This is a genomic window from Cupriavidus consociatus (assembly GCF_017814975.1).
Classification (GTDB): Bacteria; Pseudomonadota; Gammaproteobacteria; order Burkholderiales; family Burkholderiaceae; genus Cupriavidus; species Cupriavidus consociatus.
In genome coordinates this window covers 56496-81408 of record NZ_JAGIQA010000018.1, presented here as the reverse complement: position 1 = coordinate 81408, position 24913 = coordinate 56496, and the positions used below count along the sequence as shown (strand labels likewise).

Annotated in this window: 22 protein-coding genes; 4 read left to right on the top strand and 18 right to left on the bottom strand. The window is 64.5% G+C overall.

Annotation, left to right across the window (positions count from 1 at the left end; all coding sequences use genetic code 11):
• Positions 1–270 precede the first annotated feature (270 nt).
• The 12 genes from J8I82_RS23485 to J8I82_RS23430 form a co-directional block, all read right to left on the bottom strand.
• On the bottom strand, positions 271–879 hold the full coding sequence (locus J8I82_RS23485) for a hypothetical protein (RefSeq protein WP_209761267.1): 609 nt from the start codon (positions 877–879) through the stop codon (positions 271–273).
• A 107-nt stretch (positions 880–986) separates the two neighbouring features.
• Positions 987–1472: a TIR domain-containing protein gene (locus J8I82_RS23480; RefSeq protein WP_209761266.1), complete on the bottom strand. Its 486-nt coding sequence runs from the start codon at positions 1470–1472 to the stop codon at positions 987–989.
• Positions 1469–2893, bottom strand: a complete 1425-nt coding sequence (locus J8I82_RS23475; RefSeq protein ID WP_209761265.1) for an SIR2 family protein — start codon at positions 2891–2893, stop codon at positions 1469–1471. The genes J8I82_RS23480 and J8I82_RS23475 overlap by 4 nt, the downstream gene beginning before the upstream one ends.
• 9 nt (positions 2894–2902) lie before the next feature.
• Positions 2903–3406: a toll/interleukin-1 receptor domain-containing protein gene (locus J8I82_RS23470; RefSeq protein WP_209761264.1), complete on the bottom strand. Its 504-nt coding sequence runs from the start codon at positions 3404–3406 to the stop codon at positions 2903–2905.
• Between the two features lie 96 nt (positions 3407–3502).
• Entirely contained in the window at positions 3503–4018 is a 516-nt protein-coding gene (locus tag J8I82_RS23465; protein ID WP_209761263.1) for a hypothetical protein, read from the bottom strand.
• 186 nt (positions 4019–4204) lie between these two features.
• Positions 4205–5392, bottom strand: a complete 1188-nt coding sequence (locus J8I82_RS23460) for a ribonucleotide-diphosphate reductase subunit beta (RefSeq protein ID WP_029048109.1) — start codon at positions 5390–5392, stop codon at positions 4205–4207.
• Between the two features lie 157 nt (positions 5393–5549).
• The gene (locus tag J8I82_RS23455; protein ID WP_209761262.1) at positions 5550–8486 is read right to left on the bottom strand and encodes a ribonucleoside-diphosphate reductase subunit alpha; all 2937 of its coding nucleotides are present in this window, start codon (positions 8484–8486) and stop codon (positions 5550–5552) included.
• A 507-nt stretch (positions 8487–8993) separates the two neighbouring features.
• Entirely contained in the window at positions 8994–9608 is a 615-nt protein-coding gene (gene ampD / locus J8I82_RS23450; protein WP_209761261.1) for a 1,6-anhydro-N-acetylmuramyl-L-alanine amidase AmpD, read from the bottom strand.
• Positions 9605–11284, bottom strand: coding sequence for a sigma-54-dependent transcriptional regulator (locus J8I82_RS23445; protein ID WP_209761260.1), 1680 nt, complete (start codon positions 11282–11284; stop codon positions 9605–9607). The genes ampD and J8I82_RS23445 overlap by 4 nt, the downstream gene beginning before the upstream one ends.
• Positions 11285–11313: 29 nt before the next feature.
• Entirely contained in the window at positions 11314–13422 is a 2109-nt protein-coding gene (locus J8I82_RS23440) for a sensor histidine kinase (RefSeq protein WP_209761259.1), read from the bottom strand.
• On the bottom strand, positions 13419–13727 hold the full coding sequence (locus J8I82_RS23435; protein WP_209761258.1) for a PP0621 family protein: 309 nt from the start codon (positions 13725–13727) through the stop codon (positions 13419–13421). The genes J8I82_RS23440 and J8I82_RS23435 overlap by 4 nt, the downstream gene beginning before the upstream one ends.
• Positions 13728–13732: 5 nt before the next feature.
• Positions 13733–14695 carry a cytochrome C assembly family protein gene (locus tag J8I82_RS23430; protein ID WP_209761257.1) on the bottom strand — a complete coding sequence of 321 codons (963 nt, stop codon included), beginning with the start codon at positions 14693–14695 and terminating at the stop codon, positions 13733–13735.
• 130 nt (positions 14696–14825) lie between these two features.
• Here J8I82_RS23430 and ffh point away from each other — a divergent pair, with 130 nt between their 5' ends.
• Both ffh and J8I82_RS23420 read left to right on the top strand, forming a co-directional pair.
• The gene (gene ffh / locus J8I82_RS23425) at positions 14826–16220 is read left to right on the top strand and encodes a signal recognition particle protein (protein ID WP_209761256.1); all 1395 of its coding nucleotides are present in this window, start codon (positions 14826–14828) and stop codon (positions 16218–16220) included.
• 45 nt (positions 16221–16265) lie between these two features.
• Positions 16266–16808 carry a hypoxanthine-guanine phosphoribosyltransferase gene (locus J8I82_RS23420; RefSeq protein ID WP_209761255.1) on the top strand — a complete coding sequence of 181 codons (543 nt, stop codon included), beginning with the start codon at positions 16266–16268 and terminating at the stop codon, positions 16806–16808.
• A gap of 165 nt (positions 16809–16973) precedes the next feature.
• On the opposite strand, the gene J8I82_RS23415 is transcribed toward J8I82_RS23420, so the two are convergent.
• From J8I82_RS23415 to J8I82_RS23400, 4 genes are all read right to left on the bottom strand, one after another.
• Positions 16974–17591 (bottom strand): LysE family translocator, encoded by a 618-nt coding sequence (locus J8I82_RS23415; RefSeq protein ID WP_209761254.1) that lies wholly within the window; start codon positions 17589–17591, stop codon positions 16974–16976.
• A 127-nt stretch (positions 17592–17718) separates the two neighbouring features.
• Complete coding sequence (locus tag J8I82_RS23410; protein ID WP_209761253.1) at positions 17719–18648, bottom strand: 2OG-Fe(II) oxygenase; 930 nt, start codon at positions 18646–18648, stop codon at positions 17719–17721.
• Positions 18645–19385 (bottom strand): lytic transglycosylase domain-containing protein, encoded by a 741-nt coding sequence (locus J8I82_RS23405; protein WP_209761252.1) that lies wholly within the window; start codon positions 19383–19385, stop codon positions 18645–18647. Before J8I82_RS23405 ends, J8I82_RS23410 begins: the two co-directional genes overlap by 4 nt.
• A gap of 5 nt (positions 19386–19390) precedes the next feature.
• The gene (locus J8I82_RS23400) at positions 19391–21112 is read right to left on the bottom strand and encodes a proline--tRNA ligase (protein ID WP_209761251.1); all 1722 of its coding nucleotides are present in this window, start codon (positions 21110–21112) and stop codon (positions 19391–19393) included.
• Positions 21113–21294: 182 nt separating this feature from the next.
• Here J8I82_RS23400 and J8I82_RS23395 point away from each other — a divergent pair, with 182 nt between their 5' ends.
• On the top strand, positions 21295–21957 hold the full coding sequence (locus J8I82_RS23395) for an RNA pyrophosphohydrolase (protein ID WP_209761250.1): 663 nt from the start codon (positions 21295–21297) through the stop codon (positions 21955–21957).
• Positions 21950–22531, top strand: coding sequence for a CNP1-like family protein (locus J8I82_RS23390; RefSeq protein ID WP_209761249.1), 582 nt, complete (start codon positions 21950–21952; stop codon positions 22529–22531). Before J8I82_RS23395 ends, J8I82_RS23390 begins: the two co-directional genes overlap by 8 nt.
• Before the next feature lie 78 nt (positions 22532–22609).
• On the opposite strand, the gene proB is transcribed toward J8I82_RS23390, so the two are convergent.
• Both proB and obgE read right to left on the bottom strand, forming a co-directional pair.
• The gene (gene proB / locus J8I82_RS23385; protein ID WP_209761248.1) at positions 22610–23728 is read right to left on the bottom strand and encodes a glutamate 5-kinase; all 1119 of its coding nucleotides are present in this window, start codon (positions 23726–23728) and stop codon (positions 22610–22612) included.
• 46 nt (positions 23729–23774) lie between these two features.
• The gene (gene obgE, locus J8I82_RS23380; RefSeq protein ID WP_209761247.1) at positions 23775–24872 is read right to left on the bottom strand and encodes a GTPase ObgE; all 1098 of its coding nucleotides are present in this window, start codon (positions 24870–24872) and stop codon (positions 23775–23777) included.
• Positions 24873–24913 lie beyond the last annotated feature (41 nt).

The window sequence follows — 24913 nt, the reverse complement described above, 5'->3', positions numbered from 1 at the left end:
GGAGTCAGTCGAATTAGACCGACCGCCGCTTCCCGCTGGCATTCCGGAGATGCGTCGATTTCTCAGGCCAACGAGTGGCTGTTTCCGTGGCGAGATTCATCACGTTCTTTAGCTGAAACGACTTTTCGTACTCTACGGTGGGTATAACGAGTTCCCGTGCTTCGTTTCCTACAGCAATCCCGCTCATCGTCGCGCAAACATCGAGCTCACTCGACGGCAAATACATATGCGCGATGAGACCATCGAAGTAAAAGCGGTAAGTGTTAAGCGTTACTGGCTGCTTCTCTGCCAAACGAAGTCCTGGGTGCTTCGAATTGGAGTCAGGTTGTGAAGTGGTCCACGTGTACTAAGCTGGGTGAGAGCGATCGGAAAAAGGTCGAAGCGATCAGCGCACTCTCCCGTAACGATCTGCCTAAGTGTTTCTAGTTCGGTTGATGTTAAGCACACCTCAGCAAATTCCGACCGCCGGGTCGCCGCAGCTCGCCAAAGCAGACTCAAATAGAACAATCGAAGCGGCCGGGCATCAACATCGCTGATGCTGCGAATGCCGAGGCCTCTTTCTCGATCGACTACGGCGAAAGTGGTATTGGGGTCGGAGGAAGGCTCAAGCTCATCTTCCGCTCCCCAACCACTCCAAATCATCCGATGCTTGCGCAAGAAATTAATGGCCCACGTATCATGGGCCGTCAAGATCTTCTCGCCGTCCTGGTTAACGAGCTCGGCATCGAACCAGCTATTCCATGCCCGCTTTGGCTCGCGGCCAAGGCCTGCTTCTATGAAGGCCTCGCCCTTCTCCCTGCGGGTGAGCGCTGCCGGGATGATATGAGATTTCAGGAAAATTCCATGCTGACCAGTAAGCCTACATACTCCGGCCTTCATGTCAGCTCCTCATGTGGATCGACGCGCACGACTCGACCGATGTCGCGGTCGCGCAACCGCTGAACTCAGGAAGACAGGGCACTCAAGGCCCCGCCAAGTGGACTGGTCTAGGCCGCACCCTTGATTGCAGCTTCAATCCAACCAGAGATTTTTTGCTTGATGTCGTTGTATGCGTCCGTGGATGAGGGTTCGTAGACCGTCGGCACATAGATTTGACCATTTGCCTTCTTAAACGTGATCCCATCAAACGGATTTCGCCCTTTCGAGCACGTCCCGGCCTTTGGACACTTGAGGTTATGAATGTTGATCCCGAAGATCGCCTTACTAAGTTCCCAGGCGCGCTTGATCTCGTACTTTACCCATGGGCGGTTCGCAGTCTCAGAGCCAACGAGCACGATCAAACACGACTTTCCCTGCAGATTGTCATCGATCCAGCGCTCTACGCCACTCGGCTTCCGCTTGATCTCCTCCCAGGTGTTCGGCTGTACGGGCTCATCACCTTCGATGACACCCATGTTTCGAATCTGCTGAACACGAAACACATCGTTATCGAAGTGGAAGCTGTAAAAAACTTTTCGCTTAATATTGTTCATTTATTTAGCTGCTTAAAGATTTTAACAACAGTCTTGAGAAGCTCCGAAGGATCCGCCGATTCCTTTCCCAGCTCTTCGACCAATGGAATGATCCACTCGATGCCGGAATAGTATTTTTTCGGATCCTTCATTACCTCCACCCACAACTCCCGAGCCATGTATCCAGTCGCACCTACAGGAATCGGTACGAGGCCGTGCTCGATCGCAATTTCAAACTCCCGGCGAACACCACCGGCCGGGACGATCTTTCCATCCTGTAGTTTGTTTCCAAACATGAAGATGGCGATACCTGCCAGCGATATCATTCGTTGACGGTACTCTTCCCAGAGCGCCTGCATGTTGTCACCATGCTGAGGAAATGGACGCAATATCAGTTGATCCTCTGAGTACTTCAGCGGATTCGCATAAATCGCTTTCAGTGCACCATTGATGACTGAACTACCAATCCCCCAACCAAATCCGTTGACGATTCGCAGGTTCGCCTTAATGCAATCCTCAGCTAGAGAGTGAACGAAGCCAAGCGCTGCGTTGCGGTCCCAAGTGCCGTACTCTTCCGCGCTACCGGACACAAAGATAGTTTTCTTGAGAAAGCGTTTCTCAACTTCGAGAAGGATCTGCGGAATCTGATCATATTCGCCAACAAGCAGCGTCTGAATTCCGAAACGCTTAAGATCATCGATTCGAAGTTCTTGCTTTCGCTGCTTGTAGCGAAACGCCTCGTCGTCGTCTTTGTCATCGCGCGCAATTGCCTTCATGAAGCAGTAGTGGGTCTTCTTCCCCGCCCCGCCGCCATGTAGTCGACTTAGCACATAGTCGAGATTGGGATCCGTAAAGCTGAAACCGATGAACAAGAATGTTTTGGAGACAAGATCCCCGCTCAAAGCGGTCACGAACCGCTCATGCGTTTTATAGTAGGTCTCGTACTGCTTCTTGTAGAGCACTGCCTTACCGGAAGAACGAACGTCTCCGTGCATCTTGTAGACGACAGCATCTCGCTTCGGGCGGATGGTAGAAAGATCATCCACGTCCGATTTGATGTCAGCGACACGGTCAGCCTGGCGCAGCGCGTCCTCGATTAGGGTATCGTAGTTCGTGGTCCAGTACGTCTTAATTGGCAGCCGAGCGATGACCTTATGGACATCCGAAAGTTCGGCCTGCTCCGAAAACTCCTGCAAGATCTTCTTCGCGAGGCCGTCGCTGGTCTTCCGTTGATTGACATGGAATTGTGCTAGAGAAATCAAATCGTGCTCCAGCTCAACCCTTAGCCCCAACTCAGCCGCGATGTCTCTAAGCAGTTCCGGCCAATCTACGTACCCGGATGCCTTCGACATTCCGGCTCCAGCGAAGATGGCAACACTGTCTTCCTCGAGGTCACTCACGAAACTCTTGATGAACGCTTCGACTTCATGCTTTGGTGTCATTCTTGAGCCTCAGAAAGTGCTGATACCAAAAGGATACGAACCGCCTGCGGTAAACCACGATAGAGGGGCGCCCGGTGAGATGCGATCTATGCGTCGATAGAGCTGGAGATACTCGTTCCCGTGGAAATTTCCATATCCGTCGCGCGTCGGCACGATCGCGATTTGATTAGGCACCATCACACCATCTGCATATCCAATTTCCCAGGGACACCAGCGAGACGCCATGGAAGCCTGTGTCGCGAGAAACAGGAAGACGTTGGCTTCGCGAATCGCTCGTTGAATTCGACTTGCGGTATCACGATTGGGTGCACTGGGCATCTCGCTGTCCTGCCAATCGATATACAGTTCCAGCCCGTCCTCTTTGAGCGTTTGTTGAAGACCTAGGGCTAAATCGCGGTCCTGATGGCTGTGGCAAAGGAACCCTTTCTTCTTCCCGTAGCCCGACGTCGCGTACGTACGCGTTGCAGCCCTTCTACTAGCGGCACTTCTCAATTCCCATTGATCGATAGCCATTCTTGACCCTGTATGTACGTTTCACTGCGTATGTATTCTTACTCAAGTCAAGCCACTAGCCAGCTTTGGAAGTCGTCCCCTCCAGGGGCGCAGCCTTTACATCTCACCTTTGGCTGATTGAGAGGCAACGCGTAGCACGTCACTCATATCGACAAAGCGTTCCATACCTTCAACTGGCGCCAGTGCGGCCAACTGCAACATCAACACCATGGTAAACGTTCCGTCCTCCATGGCCTCCTCCGAAGAATCGTTTCGTGGTACGCGAATGTGCGCGTCTCTCAAACGCGCAAGAAATCCGCTACGATCAAGATTCCGCTTGTTGAGCTCTCTGATCAACACAAGCCGAGCCCGGGTTGCATAGCTTAGGTCGTTCGTTACAAAGAGTGGCTGCCATTCGGGGGGGGCATCTACGCCAAGCACTGACATCAACTCAAGAAAAAGCGCGAAACGGTAGGTTCCGCGTTTCAACTTGGCCTCGAGACCACGGGCACTCGCCACTTTTTCCTCGACAAGAAGATCGACGACGTCCTTTACGTTCTTCCCCTTCCTGGCAAAAAGGACTTCCGACGCCCGGTATGCCAGCTCAGACCAATCTGTATGCTTGTGCGGCACGGCAGTTTCTCCCCGGATTCGGCAAAAAAAAGTGCGGCGATCATTACGATCGTCGCACCTTCCGACCCCTCGAATAGTCTCTTGCAATCGCCATCTCGTGACGATGTGCTGAAAGGCACTACGATGTCATTGCAAAGGCAAAACTATTGTCAAAAAAGGCAACGGGTCTGTCGCTCGGCGACAAACTCAATCCCAGCTCAACGCTCCACCCGTCTGATACTCAATAACCCGAGTCTCAAAGAAGTTGCGTTCCTTCTTCAGATCAATCATCTCGCTCATCCACGGGAACGGATTCTCCTCATTCGGGAACAGCTGATCCAACCCAATCTGCTGGCAACGACGATTGCAGATAAACCGCAGGTAAGACTTGAACATCGGCGCATTCAGACCCAGCACCCCACGCGGCATAGTGTCCTCAGCGTAGCGGTACTCAAGGTCAACAGCTTTCTTGAACAGTTCGGTGATCTCCGCCTTGAATTCAGCCGTCCAAAGATGCGGATTCTCCAGCTTGATCTGATTAATCAAATCAATCCCAAAATTGCAGTGCAGCGACTCATCCCGCAGGATGTACTGATACTGCTCCGCCGCCCCAGTCATCTTGTTTTGCCGCCCCATCGCCAGGATCTGCGTGAAGCCGACATAGAAGAACAGCCCTTCCATGATGCAGGCGAACACGATCAGCGACTTCAGCAGCTTCTGGTCGTTTTCCGGCGTGCCGGTCTTGAACGACGGGTCGGTCAGCGTGTCGATGAACGGGATCAGGAACTCGTCCTTGTCGCGGATCGACTGCACTTCGTGGTATGCGTTGAAGATCTCGGCTTCGTTCAGGCCCAGCGATTCAACGATGTATTGGTAGGCGTGCGTGTGGATGGCCTCTTCAAAGGCCTGGCGCAGCAGGTACTGGCGGCATTCCGGCGCGGTGATCTGGCGGTAGGTGCCCAGCACGATGTTGTTGGCGGCCAGCGAGTCGGCGGTGACGAAGAAGCCGAGGTTGCGCTTGATGATGCGGCGCTCGTCTTCGGTCAGGCCGTTGGGGTCTTTCCACGTCGCGATGTCGCGCGACATGTTGATTTCCTGCGGCATCCAGTGGTTGGCGCAGCCGGCCAGGTACTTTTCCCACGCCCACTTGTACTTGAACGGGACGAGCTGGTTGACGTCGGTCGAGCCGTTGATGACGCGCTTGTCGGCGGCGTTGACGCGGCGGTTGCTTTGCGCGGCGGCGGCGTTGGGGTTGTTGCCCAGGATGCCGGCTTGCGTGGCGCTCGGCGGCAGAACGCCTTGCTGGTCAGCGGTGGCAGCCGATGCAGCGGGTTGCAGGGCAGGCTGCGGTGCGGCCTGCGGGGTGGCTTGAACGTCGTCGTCCCAGCTCAGCATGATGTTGTTCTCCGTGATTCGGTTTTGGGGGGCGCGGTCGTTGGTCAGGTTTGACGCTTCACTTCGTTGATGCGCCGGCCCTCACCCCCGCCCCTCTCCCGCATGCGGGAGAGGGGAACAAACAAGGGGTGGTTTTTGCTCTCTAGTCTTTTTTGCCTTATTGGCAGGCTTCGCACTCTTCGAAGCCGGGATCACCCGGGCGCATCGTGCAGACCGCGCCTTCCGCTTCCGGCATGGCCGGGGCCGAAGCCGCCGCTGCATCCCGCGCCGATCCACCATCGCTGCCCGACGACACCGCGTTCAGCGAGCCGCGTGACACGGTGGACTTCTCCACGTGCGTGGCAGCCATCGTGCGCAGGTAGTACGTGGTCTTCAGGCCGCGCACCCATGCCAGCTTGTAGGTGTCGTCCAGCTTCTTGCCCGACGCGCCGGCCATGTAGATGTTCAGCGACTGGGCCTGGTCGATCCACTTCTGGCGGCGGCTGGCGGCTTCGACCAGCCAGGTCGGCTCGACTTCGAACGCGGTGGCGTAGATGTCGCGCAGGTCTTGCGGAATGCGGTCGATGCGCGACAGCGAGCCGTCGAAGTACTTCAGGTCGGCGACCATCACTTCGTCCCACAGGCCGCGTTCCTTCAGGTCGCGCACCAGGTAGTCGTTGACCACGGTGAACTCGCCCGACAGGTTGGACTTGACGTACAGGTTCTGGAAGGTCGGCTCGATGCAAGCCGACACGCCGATGATGTTCGAAATGGTCGCGGTCGGGGCGATCGCGATGCAGTTCGAGTTGCGCATGCCGTGCTGCTTGATACGGGCGCGCAGGCTGTCCCAGTCCATGCTGCTGGACAGGTCCACTTCCAGGTAGCCGCCGCGCTCTTCGGCCAGCAGCTTGAGCGAGTCCTGCGGCAGGATGCCGCGGTCCCACAGCGAGCCTTCGTAGGTGCTGTAGCGGCCGCGCTCTTCAGCCAGCTCGGTCGAAGCCTGGTAGGCGTAGTAGCACACCGCTTCCATCGAGGTGTCGGCGAACTGCACCGCGGCCTTGCTGGCGTACGGCGTGCGCAGCACGTGCAGGCAGTCCTGGAAGCCCATGATGCCCATGCCGACCGGACGGTGGCGCAGGTTGGAGTTCTTCGCCTTCTCCACCGCGTAGTAGTTGATGTCGATCACGTTGTCGAGCATGCGCATGGCGGTGCGCACGGTCTTCTGCAGCTTGGCGTGGTCGAGGGCGTACGAACCGTCAGCCTGCTTCGTCAGGTGAGCGACCAGGTTGACCGAGCCCAGGTTGCAGACGGCGATTTCGCTGTCATTGGTGTTCAGCGTGATTTCCGTGCACAGGTTGGAGCTGTGGACGACGCCGACGTGCTGCTGCGGGCTGCGGATGTTGCACGGATCCTTGAAGGTGATCCACGGGTGGCCGGTCTCGAACAGCATGCCCAGCATCTTGCGCCACAGTTGCAGCGCGGGCAGCTTCTTGAACAGCTTCAGTTCGCCGCTGGCGGCCTTGGCCTCATAGCCCAGGTAGGCCTTCTCGAATTCCTTGCCGACCTTGTCGTGCAGGTCCGGGCAGGTGGCGGGCGAGAACAGCGTCCACTCGCCACCTTCCATCACGCGCTTCATGAACAGGTCCGGGATCCAGTTGGCCGTGTTCATGTCGTGGGTGCGGCGGCGGTCGTCGCCGGTGTTCTTGCGCAGCTCCAGGAATTCTTCGATGTCCAGGTGCCACGTTTCCAGGTAGGCGCAGACGGCGCCCTTGCGCTTGCCACCCTGGTTCACGGCGACGGCGGTGTCGTTCACCACCTTCAGGAACGGGACCACGCCTTGCGACTTGCCGTTGGTGCCCTTGATGTGCGAGCCGAGCGCGCGCACGTTGGTCCAGTCATTGCCCAGGCCGCCGGCAAACTTGGACAGCAACGCGTTTTCCTTCAGCGCTTCATAGATGCCTTCCAGGTCGTCCGACACGGTGGTCAGGTAGCACGACGACAGCTGCGAGCGGCGGGTGCCGGAGTTGAACAGGGTCGGCGTGGACGACATGAAGTCGAACGACGACAGCAGCTGGTAGAACTCGATGGCGCGCGCTTCGCGGTCCTTCTCGTTCAGCGCCAGGCCCATGGCCACGCGCATGAAGAAGGCCTGCGGCATTTCGATGCGGGTTTCATCGATATGCAGGAAGTAGCGGTCGTACAGGGTCTGCAGGCCCAGGTAGTTGAACTGGAAGTCGCGGCCGGCGTCCAGCGCGGCGCCCAGGCGGGCCAGGTCATAGGTGGCCAGCTTTTCGTCCAGCAGCTCGGCTTCGATGCCGCGGGCGATGAACTTGGGGAAGTACTCGGCGTAGCGGGCCGACATCTCCGTCTGGGTCACTTCGGCGCCCAGGATTTCCTTGCGGATGGTGTGCAGCAGGATACGGGCGGTGACCTGGCTGTAGGCCGGGTCCTTTTCGATCAGGGTACGCGCGGCCAGGATGGCGGAGTCGTACACCTGCGTCATCGGCACGCCTTCGTACAGGTTCTTCAGGGTTTCCTTCAGGATCGGCTCGGCGCTGACGGAATCGCCAAGGCCGGAGCAGGCGTTGTCGATCAGCGCATGCAGCGCGACGATGTCCAGCGGCCTGGTCACGCCGGCGTCGGTCACGTTGACCGAGTAGCCGCCTTCCTGCACGCGGGCCACGGCCTGGGCGCTGGCGCTGGCGCGCTCCTGGGCGCGCTTCTCGCGGTACAGCACGTAGGCGCGGGCCACTTCATGCTCGCCCGAGCGCATCAGGGCCAGCTCGACGTGGTCCTGCACGTCTTCGATATGGATGGCGCCGCCGCTCGGGCGGCTGCGCACCAGTGCGCGCACCACGTTGTCGGTCAGCTGCTCGACGATCTCGCGCACGCGCGCGGAAGCGGCGCCCTGCCCGCCGTTGACGGCGAGGAAGGCCTTGGTCATGGCGACGTTGATCTTGGACGGCTCGAACGCCACCACGGCGCCATTACGACGGATGATCTTGTGATCCGGGTAGTTCGTGGAAGCCGTGCTGGACTGCTGTGCGTTCGGTGCCTGGTTGGCAACGCCGGCGGCGGCGCCACCCGTGGTGAGTTCGTTCTGGGCCGTTTGCATGTGGTTTTTACCCTGGATATAAGAGACAAAAGAGTCCCTGGCGAAATGCGGCGGAAAGAAGGATCCGTTTCGGTGTGACCGCGCACGGACAAACTGCCTCTGCGTGAACATTTCGCCAGGGACTCTTTGTGATTCGCCAGCCTTGCGGAGGTTTCCGGACGGGTTGCACTCACTGCGCCACCGCCACCTCACACTTGGGCCAGCCCCCGGTTTGACTACTAGATATAGTGGGTGCTGCTGAAAACTTGGCTAAGTATAGTGAAACGAATCCGAATGACCAGTCTTGACAACCGCTATTTCGGGGTCGTCCCGGGGTCGGGCCGGCGGGTGCGGCAGCGCCACATGCCCGGCAGCCTAGTACACACAAGGGTTTCAGAGAAACCGTTCGCAACTGCACATTTCACAAAAATTTTTTTGATTGTTGCGAGCATGCGATAGCTCTTGGCCGCATGCGGCGTGTGCGCCGAAACGCCGCGCACGACTGCATGGAATGACGTTACGAACGCATCACTCAGAGGGGTGCCGATAGGGCAACATGCCTTGCGGCACGGCTGCACTGGCGGCGAAGCGGTCCCAGTCGAAATGCGGGCCGGGATCGGTCTTGCGTCCCGGGGCGATGTCGCTGTGGCCGGCGATCGCCCGCACCGGGTAGGCCGCCATCAGGGCCGGCACCAGCGCGGCCACGGTGTCGTATTGGGCAGAGGTGAACGGCAGGTCGTCGCAGCCTTCGATCTCGATGCCGATCGAGAAGTCGTTGCAGCGCGTGCGGCCAAAGAAGTCCGACTGGCCGGCATGCCAGGCCCGCTGCGTGCACGGCACGAACTGCACCAGCTCGCCCTGCCGCGTGACCAGGAAGTGCGCGGACACCTGGACCTGGTGGATGGTGGCAAAGAACGGGTGCTTGTCCGGGTCGAGCCGGTTCTGGAAGAACGCCTCGATGTCACCGCTGCCGAACTGGCCGGGCGGCAGGCTGATGTTGTGCAGCACCACCAGGTCTACCGGCATGCCCGGCGGACGCTGGTCGAAATTGGGCGACGGCACGCAGCGGGCGGCGGGCACCCAGCCGTCGGCGTCGGGCAGGAAGGCGGGCGCGGGCTGGCTGGGCTGGCTGGGCCTGGTCATGGCGTGCCCTCGCCCGCGCCGTCGCCGGCGTTGTCGGCCACGCCGCGGTCGGCGGCGTCCATGGCTTCGCGGATGCCCAGCTGCTGAATGCGGTAGCGCAGCTGGCGCAGGTTCAGGCCCAGCAGCGGCGCGGCGGCGGTGCGGTTGAAATTGGTCTGCGCCAGCGCCTGCAGGATCAGCTCGCGCTCCACGGCTTCGAGCCGGGCCGGCAGGTCGATCGGGAAGACGACGCCGCGGCAGGCGCGCTCGGTGGCGTCGCCGGCAGGTTCGGGCTCGGCCGGGGACGGCGCGGCGACCTGTGGCGCCGCAGCGGGTTCTGCGATGGTTGCGGGCGCGGTTGCGGCCACGGCTGCGGGCTTCGCCGCGGGCGGCATCGGCGCCCACATACCCGGCGCGCCCCAGGGAGCGTACTGCGTCGCAGGCACCGGAACCGGTGACGCGATCGTGGGCGCGGGCGCCATCAGCCCGGCGCCGGGGGCGCCGGCATCCAGCGGGCCGAGGTCGGCCACTTCGATCTGCTCGCTCTCGGCAAAGGCGTAGGCACGCTCGAGCAGGTTTTCCAGCTCGCGGACGTTGCCCGGGAAGCGGTAGGCGGCCAGCTGCTCCAGCGCGGCCGGTGCCAGGCGCTTGGGATGCGGGTCGCCATAGCGCACCGCCAGGTGGTCCAGGATGGCGCGCGCCAGCACCGGGATGTCTTCGCCGCGCTCGCGCAGCGTCGGCATGCGCAGCGCCAGCACGTTCAGGCGGTAATAAAGGTCCTGGCGGAACTGCCCAGCGGCGACCATCGCGGCCAGGTCCTTGTGGCTGGCGCACATCACGCGCACGTCCACGGCATCTTCGCGGCTGGCGCCGATCTTGCGCACGCGCCGCTCCTGCAGTGCGCGCAGCAGCTTGACCTGCATCGCCAGCGGCAGGTCGGCCACCTCGTCGAGCAGCAGCGTGCCGCCGTTGGCTGCGTGGAAGAAGCCGCCGCGCTCGCCGTCGGCGCCGGTGAAGGCGCCTTTGACGTGGCCGAAGAACTCCGACTCCATCAGCGTCTCGGGGATGGCGCCGCAGTTGACCGCGATGAACGGGTGCGACGCGCGGGCGCTGATCGCGTGGATCGCGCGCGCGGCGCGTTCCTTGCCGCTGCCCGATTCGCCGCTGATGACCACCGGAGCCATGCTGCGCGCCAGCCGCGACAGCGAGCGGCGCACCTCCTGCATGGCGGCGGAATGGCCGGGCAGCAGTGCCGCGGCGCGGTCGGCGGCGGCGTCCGCGCCGGCGCTGCCGCCGGCATCGGCTTCGGTGCTGTCGCGCTGCTGGCGGCCGAGCGCGTTGAGCACCAGGCTGCGCAGTTGTTCCAGCGAGACCGGCTTGGCGATGTAGTCGAAGGCGCCGGCCTTGAGCGCCTCGACGGCGTTGTCGGCGCTGCCGTAGGCGGTGATGACCGCCACCGGGATGCGCTCGGGCGCGGCCGACAGCTGCCGCACGATCTCGATGCCCAGGCCGTCGCCCAGCCGCATGTCGGTCAGCACCAGGCTGTAGCGGCCCTGCGCCAGCTTTTGCCGGGCCTCGGCCAGCGAGCCGGCCAGCACCACGTCATGACCCATGCGCCGGATGGAGATGTCGAGCAGCTCGCGCAGGTCGGCCTCGTCGTCGATGACGAGGATGGGATCGGGCGTTCGGGGTGGCATGGCGGTGGGTGTGGATGGGCGGACGCCGTTCATGCGACGGCCGCGTCGGCGGTCTCGATGCGCAGCGTCAGCACGAAGGCCTTGGCCGGCAGTGTATCGCGTGCGGAGGCGGCCAGCACGCCGGTGCGCTCCATCAGCGCCGGCACCGAGACCGCGCCGTAGCGCACCTGCGCGTCGTTGGCGCCGCACAGCTCGCGCGCCATGAACAGGCCCAGGCCGGTGCCCTGCGCGTTGCTGGTGAAGAACGGTTCGAACAGGCTGCGCTGGTGCTCGCGCGTAACCTCGGCGCCGTCGTTCCAGACGATCAGTTCGGCGTGGTGCTGGTCCAGCGCATGCGCCAGCATCCGGATCGAGCCCGGCAGCCGGCTGCAGTAGCGCCAGGCGTTGTCGAGCAGGTTGCCCAGCACCTGTTGCAGCTGCGCGGCGTCGAACACCACCGCCTGGGACACGTCCACGGTCAGGCGGATGGCGTTGGCGTTGACGTCGGCACGGCCGGCCGGGCGGGTCTCGCCGGCCTGGGGGCGGCGCGAACGCATTTCCAGGCGCCAGCGCTCGACGATCTCGGGCAGCGCCTGCGCCAGGTGCACGGTGCTGCGGCCGGTGCGCGGGCGGCGCGACATCTGCAGCACGTCGGACACCACCTGGTCGAGGCGGCGCACGTTGTCATTGATGATGCGCAGCAGGCGCGCGTCGATATCGACGTCGGCGCCGCTGTCCGTGGCAACAGGCTCCTGCCGCGCGGAGTCGGCCAGCAGTTCGCTGGCCTGGCTGATGGCCGCCAGCGGGTTGCGGATCTGGTGCGCGATGCTGGCCACCAGGCGGCCCATCGCAGCCAGCTTTTCCTGTTGCACCTGTTCGGCGATGCGTTCCCAGCTTTCGATATGGACCAGCACGGTGTCGCGCATCTCGCTGCGCAGCAGCGCTTCGTCTTCCTGCGACCAGGCCATGGCCTCGTTCTGCGCGATGGCAAGGCGCAGGCGGGCGGCGGCCTCGGGCGACAGTTCATTCCAGGCAGCGGTATCGAGATGCGACGGCACGGTGCGCCCGTGCGCCAGCGTCGAGCGCAAACCCGCCAGCCCCGGCAGCACGAAGCGCAGCCGCAGCCGGGTGTGCTGCATGGTGCCGTCCGCCAGTGCGGTGCCGGACGCCATCGGCAGCAGCTGCAGGATGCGCGGCACATCGTCCTTGCTGCGCAGCCAGTCGCGCAGCATTTCCATCAGCGGCTGCAGGCGCGGGATGCGGCGCAGGTCGAACAGCACGGTGTCGCCATCGCTGCTCTGCCCCGCCGGCGCAGCCAGCCGGCGCGAATAGATGCGCTCGTGCGCCTGCACGCCCAGCAGCACCACCGCGGCCGGATTGGCTGCCACCACTGCGCCGTTGGCGCGCACCAGCATCACGCCGTCCTGCATGTCGTTGACCATCAGCCGGTTGACCAGCTGCTGCATGCGCAATTCCTGCTCGCGCGCCAGCGCCAGCCGCTCCTGCGCGAGCTGGCGGTTGGCCAGCATGTACATCAGCAGCGCCGCGATCATGAACACCAGGCCGAACAGGCCCGAGCCCAGCAGCCCGGCATCGGCCTGGCGCAGCAGGATGGTGTGCATGAAGGGGCCGCCCATCACCACCAGCGCGGAGATCGACGCGGCAAAGAGCGCGAACGGCAGGCTGGTGAGCGCGCCGGCTTCGAGCGCGGGCAGCAGGAAGATCATGGCGAGGCCGTCGGCCTGGCCCTGGCTGGCCGGGTGGCCGATGGCGAGGAACACCAGCGCCAGCAGCGCCAGGTCGGCCAGCACCTGCATGCGCACGCGCAGGTGGAAATGGCGGCGCCACAACGTGCCGGCGAGCATCGCCAGCGCAATGCCAAGGTAAGGCACGGCGACGGTCATGGCCGCGGCGTGCTCGGCGCCGGCCAGTCCGAAGGGCAAATCGGGCAGCAGCGAGGGCGGCCATGGTGCCGGCGCGGGCTCGCCGCGCCGCATCAGCGCGTAGCCGAGCAGCAGCAGGCCCACGGCGACGCGGGTCCAGCAGAAATAGCGCAGCAGGCGCCAGTGGAATTCGGGCGGTTCAGCCTGCCGCCACAGCTGCGCCAGGCCGCGCCAGGCGTTCAGCCGCTGCCAGCCTGACGGCGCCGGCTGGGTCATGGGCGCGCACCGCCGCCATCAACGTTGCTGCCTTCGTCAGGGAGATGACTGCGCCGGCAGTAGTGCAGGCCGCGCCAGGCAATGGCCTCGCCTTGCGGCAGGTGCACACCGCACTGGGCGCATTGGACCATCGGTTCGGCGGATTCGGCTTGGCCGGCATTGGCGTTGGCGTTGGCGTTGGCGCGGGCCGCGGCTTCGCTGGCTTGCTGCCGTGCCCGTTGCTGCGCCAGCCGCGCTTCGGCGCGGGCGCGCAACCACCAGAAGACGCCCAGCACCACGGCCAGCAGGATCAGGATACGTGCCATGGTGTTCAGAGACGGTGCAGGACCACTTCAATCACAAAGCGGCTGCCGACATAGGCCAGCAGCAGGATGCCGAACGAGGCGATGACCCAGCGCAGCGCCACCTTGCCGCGCCAGCCGCGGAAGATGCGGCCGGCCAGGATGCCGCCGAACATGGCCCACGAGATCAGCGCGAACACGGTCTTGTGATCCATCCGGAAGGCGCGGCCGAACAGCTCTTCGGAGAACAGCAGGCCCGAGCCGATCGTCAGCGTCAGCAGCACAAAGCCGGCGCCGATCAGGCGGAACAGCAGCTTTTCCAGCGTCAGCAGCGGCGGCAGCAGGTCCAGCCAGCGGCCCAGCCACTGGCCGGGTTGCGTGGCTTTGCCATCGGCCGGGCGTGCCGGCGTGTGGCGGAAACCGTGCAGCCGGCGCTCGGCCAGCAGCATCAGGAAGGCATGGAACGCCGCCAGCGTGAACAGCCCATAAGCCACGTTGGCGATGATGAAGTGCAGCTTGAACAGCGGTTGCGCCGCGTAGCCCAGGATCTGCGAGCCGGGAAAGGCCAGCGGCATCAGGCTGGCGACCAGCGCGACGGGGATCACGATCAGCCCCAGCCCGGCCAGCGAGAAGAAGAAGCTCTCGATCCAGTAGATGCCGACGCCCAGCCACAGCATGGCCGACAGCGCGAAGGCAAAGCCGAACACCATGCGCTCGGCCGGGAAGATGGTTTCGTGCAGCAGCATGCCGTGGCTGGCCAGCGCCGCCAGCATCAGCACGTGCCACCAGGCCGGCCGGCCCTCGCCGTGCGCACCGCCCGCCGGTGGCAGGGCGTTGCCGGGGCCGCCGGCGACCAGCACGGCAGAGGCCGCGCCGCCGGCTGGTCCGGCCTTTGCGGCGGTGGAGGCAACGCCGGCATGGCGCGTGGCCCAGCCGTGCCAGGCCAGGCCGCAATAGAGAAGTGCCGTCAGGGCATACAGTACAATGACCATTTGCGCAGTTTACCTTAGTGCCCACGGACGGTGGCAGCCGGTTGAACCGGTGCTCCGGCCCTGCAACCGGCACGGGCCTGCCCCGATTCCAGACCGAGCTCCTGCTCCGATATCTCCCCCGATTCCTGCCATGCTGGACAATCTCACTCAACGCCTGGCGCGTGTGGTCAAGACCATGCGCGGCGAGGCGCGCCTGACCGAGGCCAACACCGCCGAGATGCTGCGCGAAGTGCGCCTTGCCATGCTCGAAGCCGACGTGGCCCTGCCGGTCGTGCGCGAATTCATCGCCCGCGTCAGGGAAAAGGCGCTGGGCGAGGATGTGATCACCAGCCTCACGCCGGGCCAGGCGCTGGTCGGCGTGGTCCAGCGCGAGCTGACTTCGGTCATCGGCGGCGCCGAGGCCGCTGGCGGCAACAACAAGGAAGCCGAGCTGAACCTGAACGTGCAGCCGCCCGCCATCATCCTGATGGCCGGCCTGCAGGGTGCCGGCAAGACCACAACCGTCGGCAAGCTGTCTAAGTGGCTCAAGGAAAACAAGAAGAAGAAGGTGCTGACGGTCTCCTGCGACGTCTACCGCCCCGCTGCTATCGCCCAGCTGAAGACCGTTTCCGAGCAGGTTGGCGCTGACTTCTTCCCGTCGCAGCCGGACCAGAAGCCGGTCGAGATCGCCCGCGCCGCGGTCGACTGGGCGCGCAAGCACTACCACGACGTGCTGATCGTCGATACGGCCGGCCGCCTCGGTATCGACGAATTGATGATGCAGGAAATCGCTGCCCTGCACGCCGAGCTGAAGCCCGCCGAAACCCTGTTCGTGGTTGACGCCATGCTCGGCCAGGATGCGGTCAACACCGCCAAGGCCTTCAACGACACCCTGCCGCTGACCGGCGTGGTGCTGACCAAGCTGGACGGCGATGCCCGCGGCGGTGCGGCACTGTCGGTGCGACATATCACCGGCCGGCCGATCAAGTTCGTCGGCGTGGGCGAAAAGCTCGACGGGCTGGAGCCGTTCTTCCCGGACCGGATGGCGCAGCGCATCCTGGGCATGGGCGACATCATGGCGCTGGTCGAGGAAGCCCAGCGCGGCGTCGACATGGAAGCGGCCGAGAAGCTGGCCAAGAAGATCAAGAAGACCGGCGATTTCGACCTGGAAGACTTCAAGGCGCAGATCGGCCAGATGAAGAAGATGGGCGGCATGGCCAGCCTGGTCGACAAGCTGCCGGCGCAGTTCGCCCAGCAGGCGCAGGGCGCCAACATGGACCAGGCCGAGAAGCAGGTGGCGCGCATGGAAGGCATCATCAACAGCATGACGCCGGCCGAGCGCGCCAAGCCCGACCTGATCAAGGCCAGCCGCAAGCGCCGCATCGCCGCGGGCGCCGGCGTGCCGGTTCAGGAGGTCAACCGCCTGCTGAACCAGTTCGACCAGATGCAATCCATGATGAAAAAGCTCAAGGGCGGCGGCATGATGAAGATGATGCGCCAGATGGGCGCGATGAAGGGCGGCATGAAGGGCCTCTTCAATCGTTGAGCCCGGGCTGCACTGCCTCCCCCGCAAAAGAACAGGAAAGACATCATGATGAGCGCCGTACAGGCCCGCGAGCTGTGGGCCAACTCCGAAGAAATCGTCTCGGCCGAGGAAGTCCAGGCATCGCTGGACCGCATGGCCGCCGAGATCACCGCCAAGATGGGCGATGCCTTTCCGCTGGTGCTGTCCGTGATGGGCGGCGCGGTGGTGTTCACCGGCATGCTGCTGCCCAAGCTGGCGTTCCCGCTGGAGTTCGACTACATCCACCTCTCGCGCTACAACAACAAGACCGTTGGCGGCGAGATGCAGTGGCGCGTGGCCCCGCGCGAATCGGTCAAGGACCGCGTGGTGCTGGTGCTGGACGACATCCTGGATGAAGGCGAGACCATGGCCGCGATCCGCGAGCGCATCATGGACATGGGCGCGAAGGAATTCCACGCCGCGGTGCTCTGCGAGAAGACGCTGACCAAGCTCAAGCCGATGCATCCGGACTTCTGCGGCTTTGCAGTGCCGGATCGCTATGTGTTCGGGTGCGGCATGGATGCCAAGGGGTATTGGCGGAACCTGGGGGCGATCCGGGCGCTGACCTGACCGGATCGACTCATGGTTTGCTCCCCTCTCCCGCGCGCGGGAGAGGGGTTGGGGGAGAGGGCCGGCGCTTGCAAGAGCGACGGCCCTCACTTCGTGGAGGCTCCTGCCCTCACCCCCTGCCCCGCTCCCGCAGGCGGGAGAGGGGAGTCACTTCGTTGCTCAGCTTTAATGCGACGCCAAAATCGGCCACAGCGACGCCAGCAGCAGCACCGCCATCCCGACATTGAACGCGCGCAGCACCTTCGGCCGCGCCAGCCAGCGCCGCAGCGCCGAACCGCACAACGCCCACATCGCTACGCTGGGCAGGTTCACTACCCCGAAGATCCCGGCCAGCAGCAGCACGTTGAGCCACAGGTTGCCGTGCAGCACATAGGTGCTGCACGCGCCCACGGCCATTACCCACGCCTTGGGATTGACCCACTGGAACGCCGCCGCGGCCCAGAAGCCCATCGGCCGCGCCACCTGCTGGTCCTGCACGCCGCCGGCCGTGGCGAGCTTCCACGCCAGCCAGACCAGGTAGACCGTCGCCACCACGCGCAGCACCTGCCAGGTCCACGGGAAGGCATGGAACAGCGACCCCAACCCTAGCCCGACCAGCGCCACCATCAGTGCAAAGCCGATGCTGACACCGAGCAGGTGCGGCACCGTGCGCAAGAACCCGAAGTTCACGCCGGAAGCCAGCAGCATCGTGTTATTCGGACCAGGGGTGATCGACGACACCAGCGCAAAACCGGCAAAAGCGGCGAAGACACCGGTACCGGCGGCGAGTTGGGATACTTCCATGACTGACTCCAGGGCGTTCAGGGAATCAGTCTACGGTCAGTCAGCGGTACAGTACCGGTACACTTCTTCAGCAAATTGCCGATACAGGAAGGGCTTGGCCATCACGGGCAACGTCCCGATGGCGCGGTCAGCCTTCGCTGCGATACGGCCGCTCGCGCAGCCACTTGGTCGCAATCCACTTCTCGCCCGCGGCGACCGGCAGGCCCGCATGCAGCGTGCGCTCGTCAAGCATGCCGTCGGGCAGCAGGTAGCTGAAGTAGACCGCATTGCCCTTTACCGGCGCCACTTCCAGACCCACGCGAGGGAACGCGGTGGCGCCCCCGGCCTCGGGCGTGTTCAGGTAGATCACCAGCGTGGCGATGCGCTGGCCGCCTACGGTCAGCTGGCGTGCCTCGCCCGGCCGTTGCGGATTGAAGAAATCGAAATGCGGCTGGTACTCGCCGCCGGGCTTGTAGTTGAGGATCTGCAAGCCTTCGCCGTGCTCGGCCGGCACGCCGGTGACCGCGGCGATACGCGCCTCGATGCGTTCGATCAGCGCATGCTCGCCCACCTGGAACATGGCGCCCATGCTGGTGCGGGCGTCGATCAGGTTCTCGTCGCCGGTGTCGGGGTTGACCACCGGCGAGCGTGCCAGCCGGCCGCGCGACAGCGCCACCAGCGCGTCGCATTCTTCGGCGCTCAGCAGTTGCTGGTACAGCCGGATCTGCGGCGAGGCGAGCCGGAACAGGATCGGCACCTGGCGATCGCCGCCGTCGGCCACATAGGACGCCGGACGTGCCGGGGATCCGGACACGGCGCCTGCCACGGCCTTGGCCTGCGGAGCCGCGGCGCGCGCCGGCGCCAGCTTGTCCGCACTGGCCAGCGCGGCGTCCGCACCGAACGCCGCCGCCACGGCCCGGCGCGCAAAGCTGTCGTCATAGCCCGAACGCAGCATCGACAGCACCAGCGCATCGGCGCCAAAGCCTTGTGCGATATGCCTGGCCAGCCATTGCTCCAGCTCGGGCGAGGATTCGGTATAGCCGGCCCTGCCGCCGGCAACGGATGCTTCGCGGATCATGACGGGTTGGCGACGCGGCGCGGCGAGAAAGGGTTGCGTTCCGGCGGGTCGGACGGCTGCGTGCGCGGAGCGCGTGCCTGCGTATTGTCCGGATCGCCGGCGACGGTGACCGAGGCTTCGGAATACTGCCAGCGCTTCCACGCCGCCAGTACCGCATTGGGATATTCGGGACGGCCGCGGCTGCCGTTGTAGCGGCCCAGCGCCAGGTACAGGTCGCCCTGCTCGCGGTCGAGGTAGTAGCGCAGGATAGTGCAGCCGTAGCGCAGGTTGCTCTGCAGGTGGAACAGCTTGCGCGGGTCGTTGTCGCCGATGGCGCGGACCCAGAACGGCATCACCTGCATCAGCCCGCGCGCGCCGGCCGAGCTGATCGCGTACTTGCGGAAATTGCTCTCGACCTGGACCAGGCCCAGCACCAGCGCGGGTTCCAGCCCCGCGCGCTTGGCCTCGTAGTAGGCGACCTCGATCAGTTCCACGCGCACCTGCGGCTCGGGGATGCGCGTGGCCAGCCGGGAAGACATTTCGCCCAGCCACTTGAGGTAGGCCAGGCGCTCGCCGCCAGAAGCAAAGACCGGCCGCGTGGGCCGGTCATCCGCAATCGCCGCGGCCAGCGCGCCGCGCACGGAATCTGCCAGGTCTTCTTCCTTCTGCGCGCCGGCATGCGCGGCCGCCGCGGCCAGCGCCAGCAGCAGCCCGCCGGCAAGGCGGCGGGCAGCGGGCATTGCGCGTGCGGCGCGCATCGGGCTCAGTTCGCCAGCTGGTTGCGCACGTGGCTGACCACGTCGGCCACGCTGACCGCGGTGGCCTGTGCGTCACGCCGGCCCTGGTACTCGACCTTGCCTTCCTTCAGGCCGCGGTCGCCCACCACTACGCGGTGCGGCACGCCGATCAGTTCCCAATCGGCGAACATCACGCCCGGGCGCTCGCCGCGGTCGTCGATGATGACGTCGATGCCGGCAGCCAGCAGCTCGGCATGGATGCGGTCGGCCTCGGCCTTGACGGCCTCGGAGCGGTCGTAACCCACCGGGCAGACCACCACCTCGAACGGCGCGATCGCGGCCGGCCAGATGATGCCGCGCTCGTCGAAGTTCTGCTCGATCGCTGCGCCCAGGATACGGGTGACGCCGATGCCGTAGCAGCCCATCTGCATCGGCTGGGTCTTGCCGTTTTCGTCCAGGAAGGTGGCGTTCATCGATTCCGAGTAACGCGTGCCGAGCATGAACACGTGGCCCACCTCGATGCCGCGGCAGATTTCCAGCGTGCCCTGGCCGTCCGGCGAGGCGTCGCCCGCCACCACGTTGCGCAGGTCGGCGACGATCGGCTCGGGCAGGTCGCGGCCCCAGTTCACGCCGGTGTAGTGGTAATCGCGGTAGTTGGCGCCGCAGACAAAGTCGCTCATGTTGGCGACGGTGCGGTCGGCCACCACCTTGACCGGCTTCTTCATGTCGATCGGGCCCAGGTAGCCCGGGGGCGAGCCAAAGGCGTCGACGATCTCGTTCTCGGTGGCAAAGCGGAACTCGGCCAGGCCCGGCACCTTGGAGGCCTTGACCTCGTTCAGCTCATGGTCGGCGCGGATCAGCAGCAGCCAGATCTGGGCGCCGGCTTCGCTGTCGGTAGCCAGCACGAGCGACTTGACGTTGGTCTCCAGCGGGATGTTCAGGAATTCGGCCACCTGCTCGCACTTGACCTTCTCCGGGGTGAAGGTCTTGACCAGGTCCGCCTTGGGCGCGGCGCGCTCGGCCAGCAGCGGCAGCGCCTCGGCGGCCTCCATGTTGGCGGCGTAGGCGGAGGTCGGGCAGTAGACGATGGCGTCTTCGCCGGTATCGGCGATCACGTGGAATTCATGCGAACCCGAACCGCCGATGGCGCCGTTGTCGGCCGCCACCGCGCGGAACTCCAGCCCGAAGCGGCGGAAGATGCGCACATAGGCGTCGTACATGCTCTCGTACGACTTGCGCAGGCCGTCGGTGTCGCGGTCGAAGGAATAGGCGTCCTTCATGGTGAACTCGCGGCCGCGCATGATGCCGAAGCGCGGCCGGCGCTCGTCGCGGAACTTGGTCTGGATCTGGTAGAAGTTGAGCGGCAGCTGCTTGTAGCTGCGGATCTCGGTGCGGGCGATGTCGGTCACCACTTCTTCCGAGGTGGGCTGCACGGCGAAGTCGCGTTCGTGGCGGTCCTTCAGGCGCAGCAGTTCGGGGCCCATCTTGTCCCAGCGGCCGGTCTCCTGCCACAGCTCGGCCGGCTGGATCACCGGCATGGACATTTCCACCGCGCCGGCGCGGTTCATTTCCTCGCGCACGATGTTCTCCACCTTGCGGATCACGCGCAGCCCGATCGGCATGTAGGTGTAGATGCCTGCGCCCAGCTTCTTGATCATGCCGGCACGCATCATCAGTTTGTGCGACACGATTTCCGCGTCGGCGGGCGCTTCCTTGAGGGTGGAAATGAAGAATTGCGAGGCTTTCATCCGTAGCTTTCTCTCGAGGCCGCAACGCCTGCCCGGCCAATTCCGGGAGCGGCGGCACTGATTTGTCGCGCACGCGCCTGAAACTGCCCTTCTGCTCGGGGAAAACCAGCATCCCCCCGCCAGAGCCCGGCTGCGCGCTTCCTTTATAATCAGCGTAATTCTAAAGGATTCGAGGTGCAGTCATGCTCGATCGTGAAGGCTTTCGCCCGAACGTCGGCATCATCCTCCTCAACGCACGCAACGAGGTTTTCTGGGGCAAGCGCATCGGCGAACACTCCTGGCAGTTTCCGCAGGGCGGCATCAAGTACGGCGAGACGCCGGAACAGGCCATGTACCGCGAACTGCATGAGGAAACCGGCTTGCTCCCGGAGCACGTCAGGATCGTTGGTCGCACGCGCGACTGGCTGCGTTACGAGGTGCCGGACAAGTTCATCCGCCGCGAGATCCGCGGCCACTACAGGGGCCAGAAACAGATCTGGTTCCTGCTCCGCATGGCGGGCAGGGACTGCGATATCCACCTGCGGGCAACCGACCATCCGGAGTTCGACGCCTGGCGCTGGAGCCACTACTGGGTGCCGCTGGAGGCGGTGATCGAATTCAAGCGCGATGTCTACCAGATGGCGCTGACGGAACTGTCGCGCTTCCTGAACCGGCATCCGCGCGTGCCGCTCAGCCCCTATGGCACGCACGCGCACGGCCGCCATGGCGGCGGGCAGCGCGGCGTCCCGCCTGCAGCCGTTGGCCAGCCGTCAAGGCCCGCCGCTGCCGATGGTGGCAGCGTGGCCGCGCAAGAAACTGTTTCGCCGGCGGCGCCGGTTACCAACTCACGGAGTACTGATGACTAGTTGCACCGGCCCGGGCCGCCGCGGCGGCCTGAGCGCTGCCGGCCTGCTGCTTGCCGCCGCCACGCTGGCGCTGGCGGGCTGCAAGACCACCGGCAAGGAAATGGCGGAAGAAGAAAGCACCTGGCTCAGCCCCTTCGCGCCCAAGACCTTCGAGGAAGCCAAGGCAATGCTGCCGGCGCCACCGCAGGATGCCAACCTGGTGCCGTTCTCGGTTTCCGGCACCGGTACGCTGTCGTTCGCGGTGGACAGCAAGTCGGTCTCGGTAGGCAAGGACAACGTGGTGCGCTACACCGTGGTCACCACCAGCCAGAGCGGCGCCCGCAACGTGACCTTCGAAGGCATGCGCTGCGACGCGTTCGAGCGCAAGCTCTACGCCACGCTGCCCAAGGGCGCCACCGAATGGGTGCCCAACACCAGCGACTACGGCGAGTCCTGGCACCGCATGGAGACCGGCGTGCGCAACGCCTATGCTGCCACGCTGGCCATCGAGTTCTTCTGCGAAGGCCGCACGGTGGCCGGCAAACCGGAGGACATGGTGCGCGAACTGCAATCGCGCGCGCCCAGCCGCCGCTGAGCCAGACGGCATCGGGATAAAAAAACGGCGGGACTGCGTGGCAGTTCCGCCGTTTTTTGCTGGGGCGCTCGGCGCCGCTCAGATCAGCACGAGGTTGTCGCGGTGGATCAGCTCGGGCTCGTTCAGGTGGCCCAGCACTGATTCGATCTCGGACGACGGCTTGCGCGCGATCAGGCGCGCTTCCGCGCTGGAATAGTTGGTGATGCCGCGCGCCACTTCCTTGCCCTGCGGATCGACGCAGGCGATCACCTCGCCGCGGGCAAATTCGCCCTGCACCTCGACCACGCCGATCGGCAGCAGCGACTTGCCGCCGCCGGTCAGCTTCTCGACCGCGCCGTTGTCGATCACCACGCGCCCGCGCAGCTGCAGGTGGTCGGCCATCCACTGCTTGCGCGCGGTCAGCCGGCCGGTCGGGGCCAGCAGCTGGGTGCCGATGGCCTCGCCCGCGGCCAGCCGCTCAAGCACGTTGGCCTCGCGCCCGGAGGCGATGGTGGTATGAGCGCCGGACTTGGCGGCGCGCTTGGCCGCCAGGATCTTGGTCAGCATGCCGCCGCGCCCGATCGACGTGCCGGCGCCGCCGGCCATCGCTTCCAGCTCGGGCGTGCCGGCCATGGCCTCGTCGACGAACTGCGCCGCGGGGTCCTTGCGGGGATCGGCGGTGTACAGGCCGCGCTGGTCGGTCAGGATCACCAGCGCGTCGCCTTCGATCAGGTTGGTGACCAGGGCGCCGAGCGTGTCGTTGTCGCCGAATTTGATTTCATCGGTGACCACGGTGTCGTTCTCGTTGATGATCGGCACCACGCCCAGCGAAAGCAGCGTGAGCAGCGTGGAACGTGCGTTCAGGTAGCGCTCGCGGTCGGCCAGGTCGGCGTGGGTCAGCAGCACCTGCGCGGTGCGGATGCCGTAGCGCGTGAACTGGCTTTCATAGACCTGCGCCAGGCCCATCTGGCCAACGGCAGCGGCGGCCTGCAGCTCGTGGATTTCCTTCGGCCGGCGCACCCAGCCCAGGCGCTGCATGCCTTCGGCGATGGCGCCGGAGCTGACCAGCATCACTTCCTTGCCCGCCACGCGCAGTTTGGCGATCTGCGATGCCCAGCGGGCGATGGCGTCGTGGTCCAGTCCCTTGCCATCATTGGTGACCAGGCTGGAGCCGACTTTGACGACGATGCGCTTTGCCTGCGCGATGACCGATTGCATGGCGGGAATCCTGTCTCCGGAATTCGTTTTTGACCGTTGGTTTTGTTTATGCCTCGCGCTCGTCCTGGCCGACGTTATGCAGCCGATCGTCGAGCCGGATGTCCGGTTCGGCCAGCGCCGCCGCCTCTTCGGCCTTGATCGCCGCCAGGTGGTCCTTGATCGCGTAGATCAGCTCGCGGCAGCCTTCGCCGGTCAGTGCCGAGATCTGGAACACGGGGCCCTTCCACTTGTAGCGCTTGAGGAAATCCTTCACCTTCGCCGCGCGCTCGTCCTCGGGAACCATGTCGAGCTTGTTCAGCACCAGCCAGCGCGGCTTGTCGTGCAAGTCCTCGTCGTACTTCTTCAGTTCGTTGACGATGGCCTTGGCCTCGGCGACCGGATCGACCGCCTCGTCGAACGGCGCCAGGTCGACGATATGCAGCAGCAGGCCGGTGCGCTGCAGGTGGCGCAGGAACTGGTGGCCCAGGCCCGCGCCCTCGGCCGCGCCTTCGATCAGGCCCGGAATGTCGGCGACCACGAACGACTGCTCATGATCCACGCGCACCACGCCCAAGTTGGGATGCAGCGTGGTGAACGGATAGTCCGCCACCTTGGGTCGCGCGTTGGAAATATGCGAGATAAAAGTCGACTTGCCGGCATTGGGCATGCCCAGCAGGCCGACATCGGCCAGTACCTTCAGCTCGAGCTTGAGCATGCGGCGCTCGCCCGGCTTGCCGTCCACCTGCTGGCGCGGCGCACGGTTGGTACTGGACTTGAAATGCAGGTTGCCCCAGCCGCCCATGCCCCCTTCGGCCAGGCATACGCGCTGGCCGTGCTCGGTCAGGTCGGCAATGACTTCGCCGGTGTCCATGTCGGAGATCAGCGTGCCGACCGGCATGCGCAGCGTGATGTCGTCGCCGGCCGCGCCGTAGCAGTCGGAACCACGGCCGTTCTCGCCGTTCCTGGCCACGTGCTTCTTGGCGTAGCGGAAGTCGATCAGGGTATTGATATTGCGGTCCGCCTGCGCGAACACGCTGCCGCCGCGGCCGCCGTCGCCACCATCCGGGCCGCCGAAGGGCACAAACTTCTCGCGCCGGAACGAGGCGCTGCCATTGCCGCCGTTGCCGGCGATGGCTTCGATTCGGGCTTCGTCGATGAACTTCATGATGGGTTTTCCGTGATGGATTGGCGGGTCCGCGGGACCGG

Coding starts and splice junctions, on each gene's coding strand:
- J8I82_RS23485 (WP_209761267.1), bottom strand. CDS start 879: ATGAAGGCCGGAGTATGTAGGCTTACTGGTCAGCATGGAATTTTCCTG.
- J8I82_RS23480 (WP_209761266.1), bottom strand. CDS start 1,472: ATGAACAATATTAAGCGAAAAGTTTTTTACAGCTTCCACTTCGATAAC.
- J8I82_RS23475 (WP_209761265.1), bottom strand. CDS start 2,893: ATGACACCAAAGCATGAAGTCGAAGCGTTCATCAAGAGTTTCGTGAGT.
- J8I82_RS23470 (WP_209761264.1), bottom strand. CDS start 3,406: ATGGCTATCGATCAATGGGAATTGAGAAGTGCCGCTAGTAGAAGGGCT.
- J8I82_RS23460 (WP_029048109.1), bottom strand. CDS start 5,392: ATGCTGAGCTGGGACGACGACGTTCAAGCCACCCCGCAGGCCGCACCG.
- J8I82_RS23455 (WP_209761262.1), bottom strand. CDS start 8,486: ATGCAAACGGCCCAGAACGAACTCACCACGGGTGGCGCCGCCGCCGGC.
- ampD (WP_209761261.1), bottom strand. CDS start 9,608: ATGACCAGGCCCAGCCAGCCCAGCCAGCCCGCGCCCGCCTTCCTGCCC.
- J8I82_RS23445 (WP_209761260.1), bottom strand. CDS start 11,284: ATGCCACCCCGAACGCCCGATCCCATCCTCGTCATCGACGACGAGGCC.
- J8I82_RS23440 (WP_209761259.1), bottom strand. CDS start 13,422: ATGACCCAGCCGGCGCCGTCAGGCTGGCAGCGGCTGAACGCCTGGCGC.
- J8I82_RS23435 (WP_209761258.1), bottom strand. CDS start 13,727: ATGGCACGTATCCTGATCCTGCTGGCCGTGGTGCTGGGCGTCTTCTGG.
- J8I82_RS23430 (WP_209761257.1), bottom strand. CDS start 14,695: ATGGTCATTGTACTGTATGCCCTGACGGCACTTCTCTATTGCGGCCTG.
- ffh (WP_209761256.1), top strand. CDS start 14,826: ATGCTGGACAATCTCACTCAACGCCTGGCGCGTGTGGTCAAGACCATG.
- J8I82_RS23420 (WP_209761255.1), top strand. CDS start 16,266: ATGATGAGCGCCGTACAGGCCCGCGAGCTGTGGGCCAACTCCGAAGAA.
- J8I82_RS23415 (WP_209761254.1), bottom strand. CDS start 17,591: ATGGAAGTATCCCAACTCGCCGCCGGTACCGGTGTCTTCGCCGCTTTT.
- J8I82_RS23410 (WP_209761253.1), bottom strand. CDS start 18,648: ATGATCCGCGAAGCATCCGTTGCCGGCGGCAGGGCCGGCTATACCGAA.
- J8I82_RS23405 (WP_209761252.1), bottom strand. CDS start 19,385: ATGCGCGCCGCACGCGCAATGCCCGCTGCCCGCCGCCTTGCCGGCGGG.
- J8I82_RS23400 (WP_209761251.1), bottom strand. CDS start 21,112: ATGAAAGCCTCGCAATTCTTCATTTCCACCCTCAAGGAAGCGCCCGCC.
- J8I82_RS23395 (WP_209761250.1), top strand. CDS start 21,295: ATGCTCGATCGTGAAGGCTTTCGCCCGAACGTCGGCATCATCCTCCTC.
- J8I82_RS23390 (WP_209761249.1), top strand. CDS start 21,950: ATGACTAGTTGCACCGGCCCGGGCCGCCGCGGCGGCCTGAGCGCTGCC.
- proB (WP_209761248.1), bottom strand. CDS start 23,728: ATGCAATCGGTCATCGCGCAGGCAAAGCGCATCGTCGTCAAAGTCGGC.
- obgE (WP_209761247.1), bottom strand. CDS start 24,872: ATGAAGTTCATCGACGAAGCCCGAATCGAAGCCATCGCCGGCAACGGC.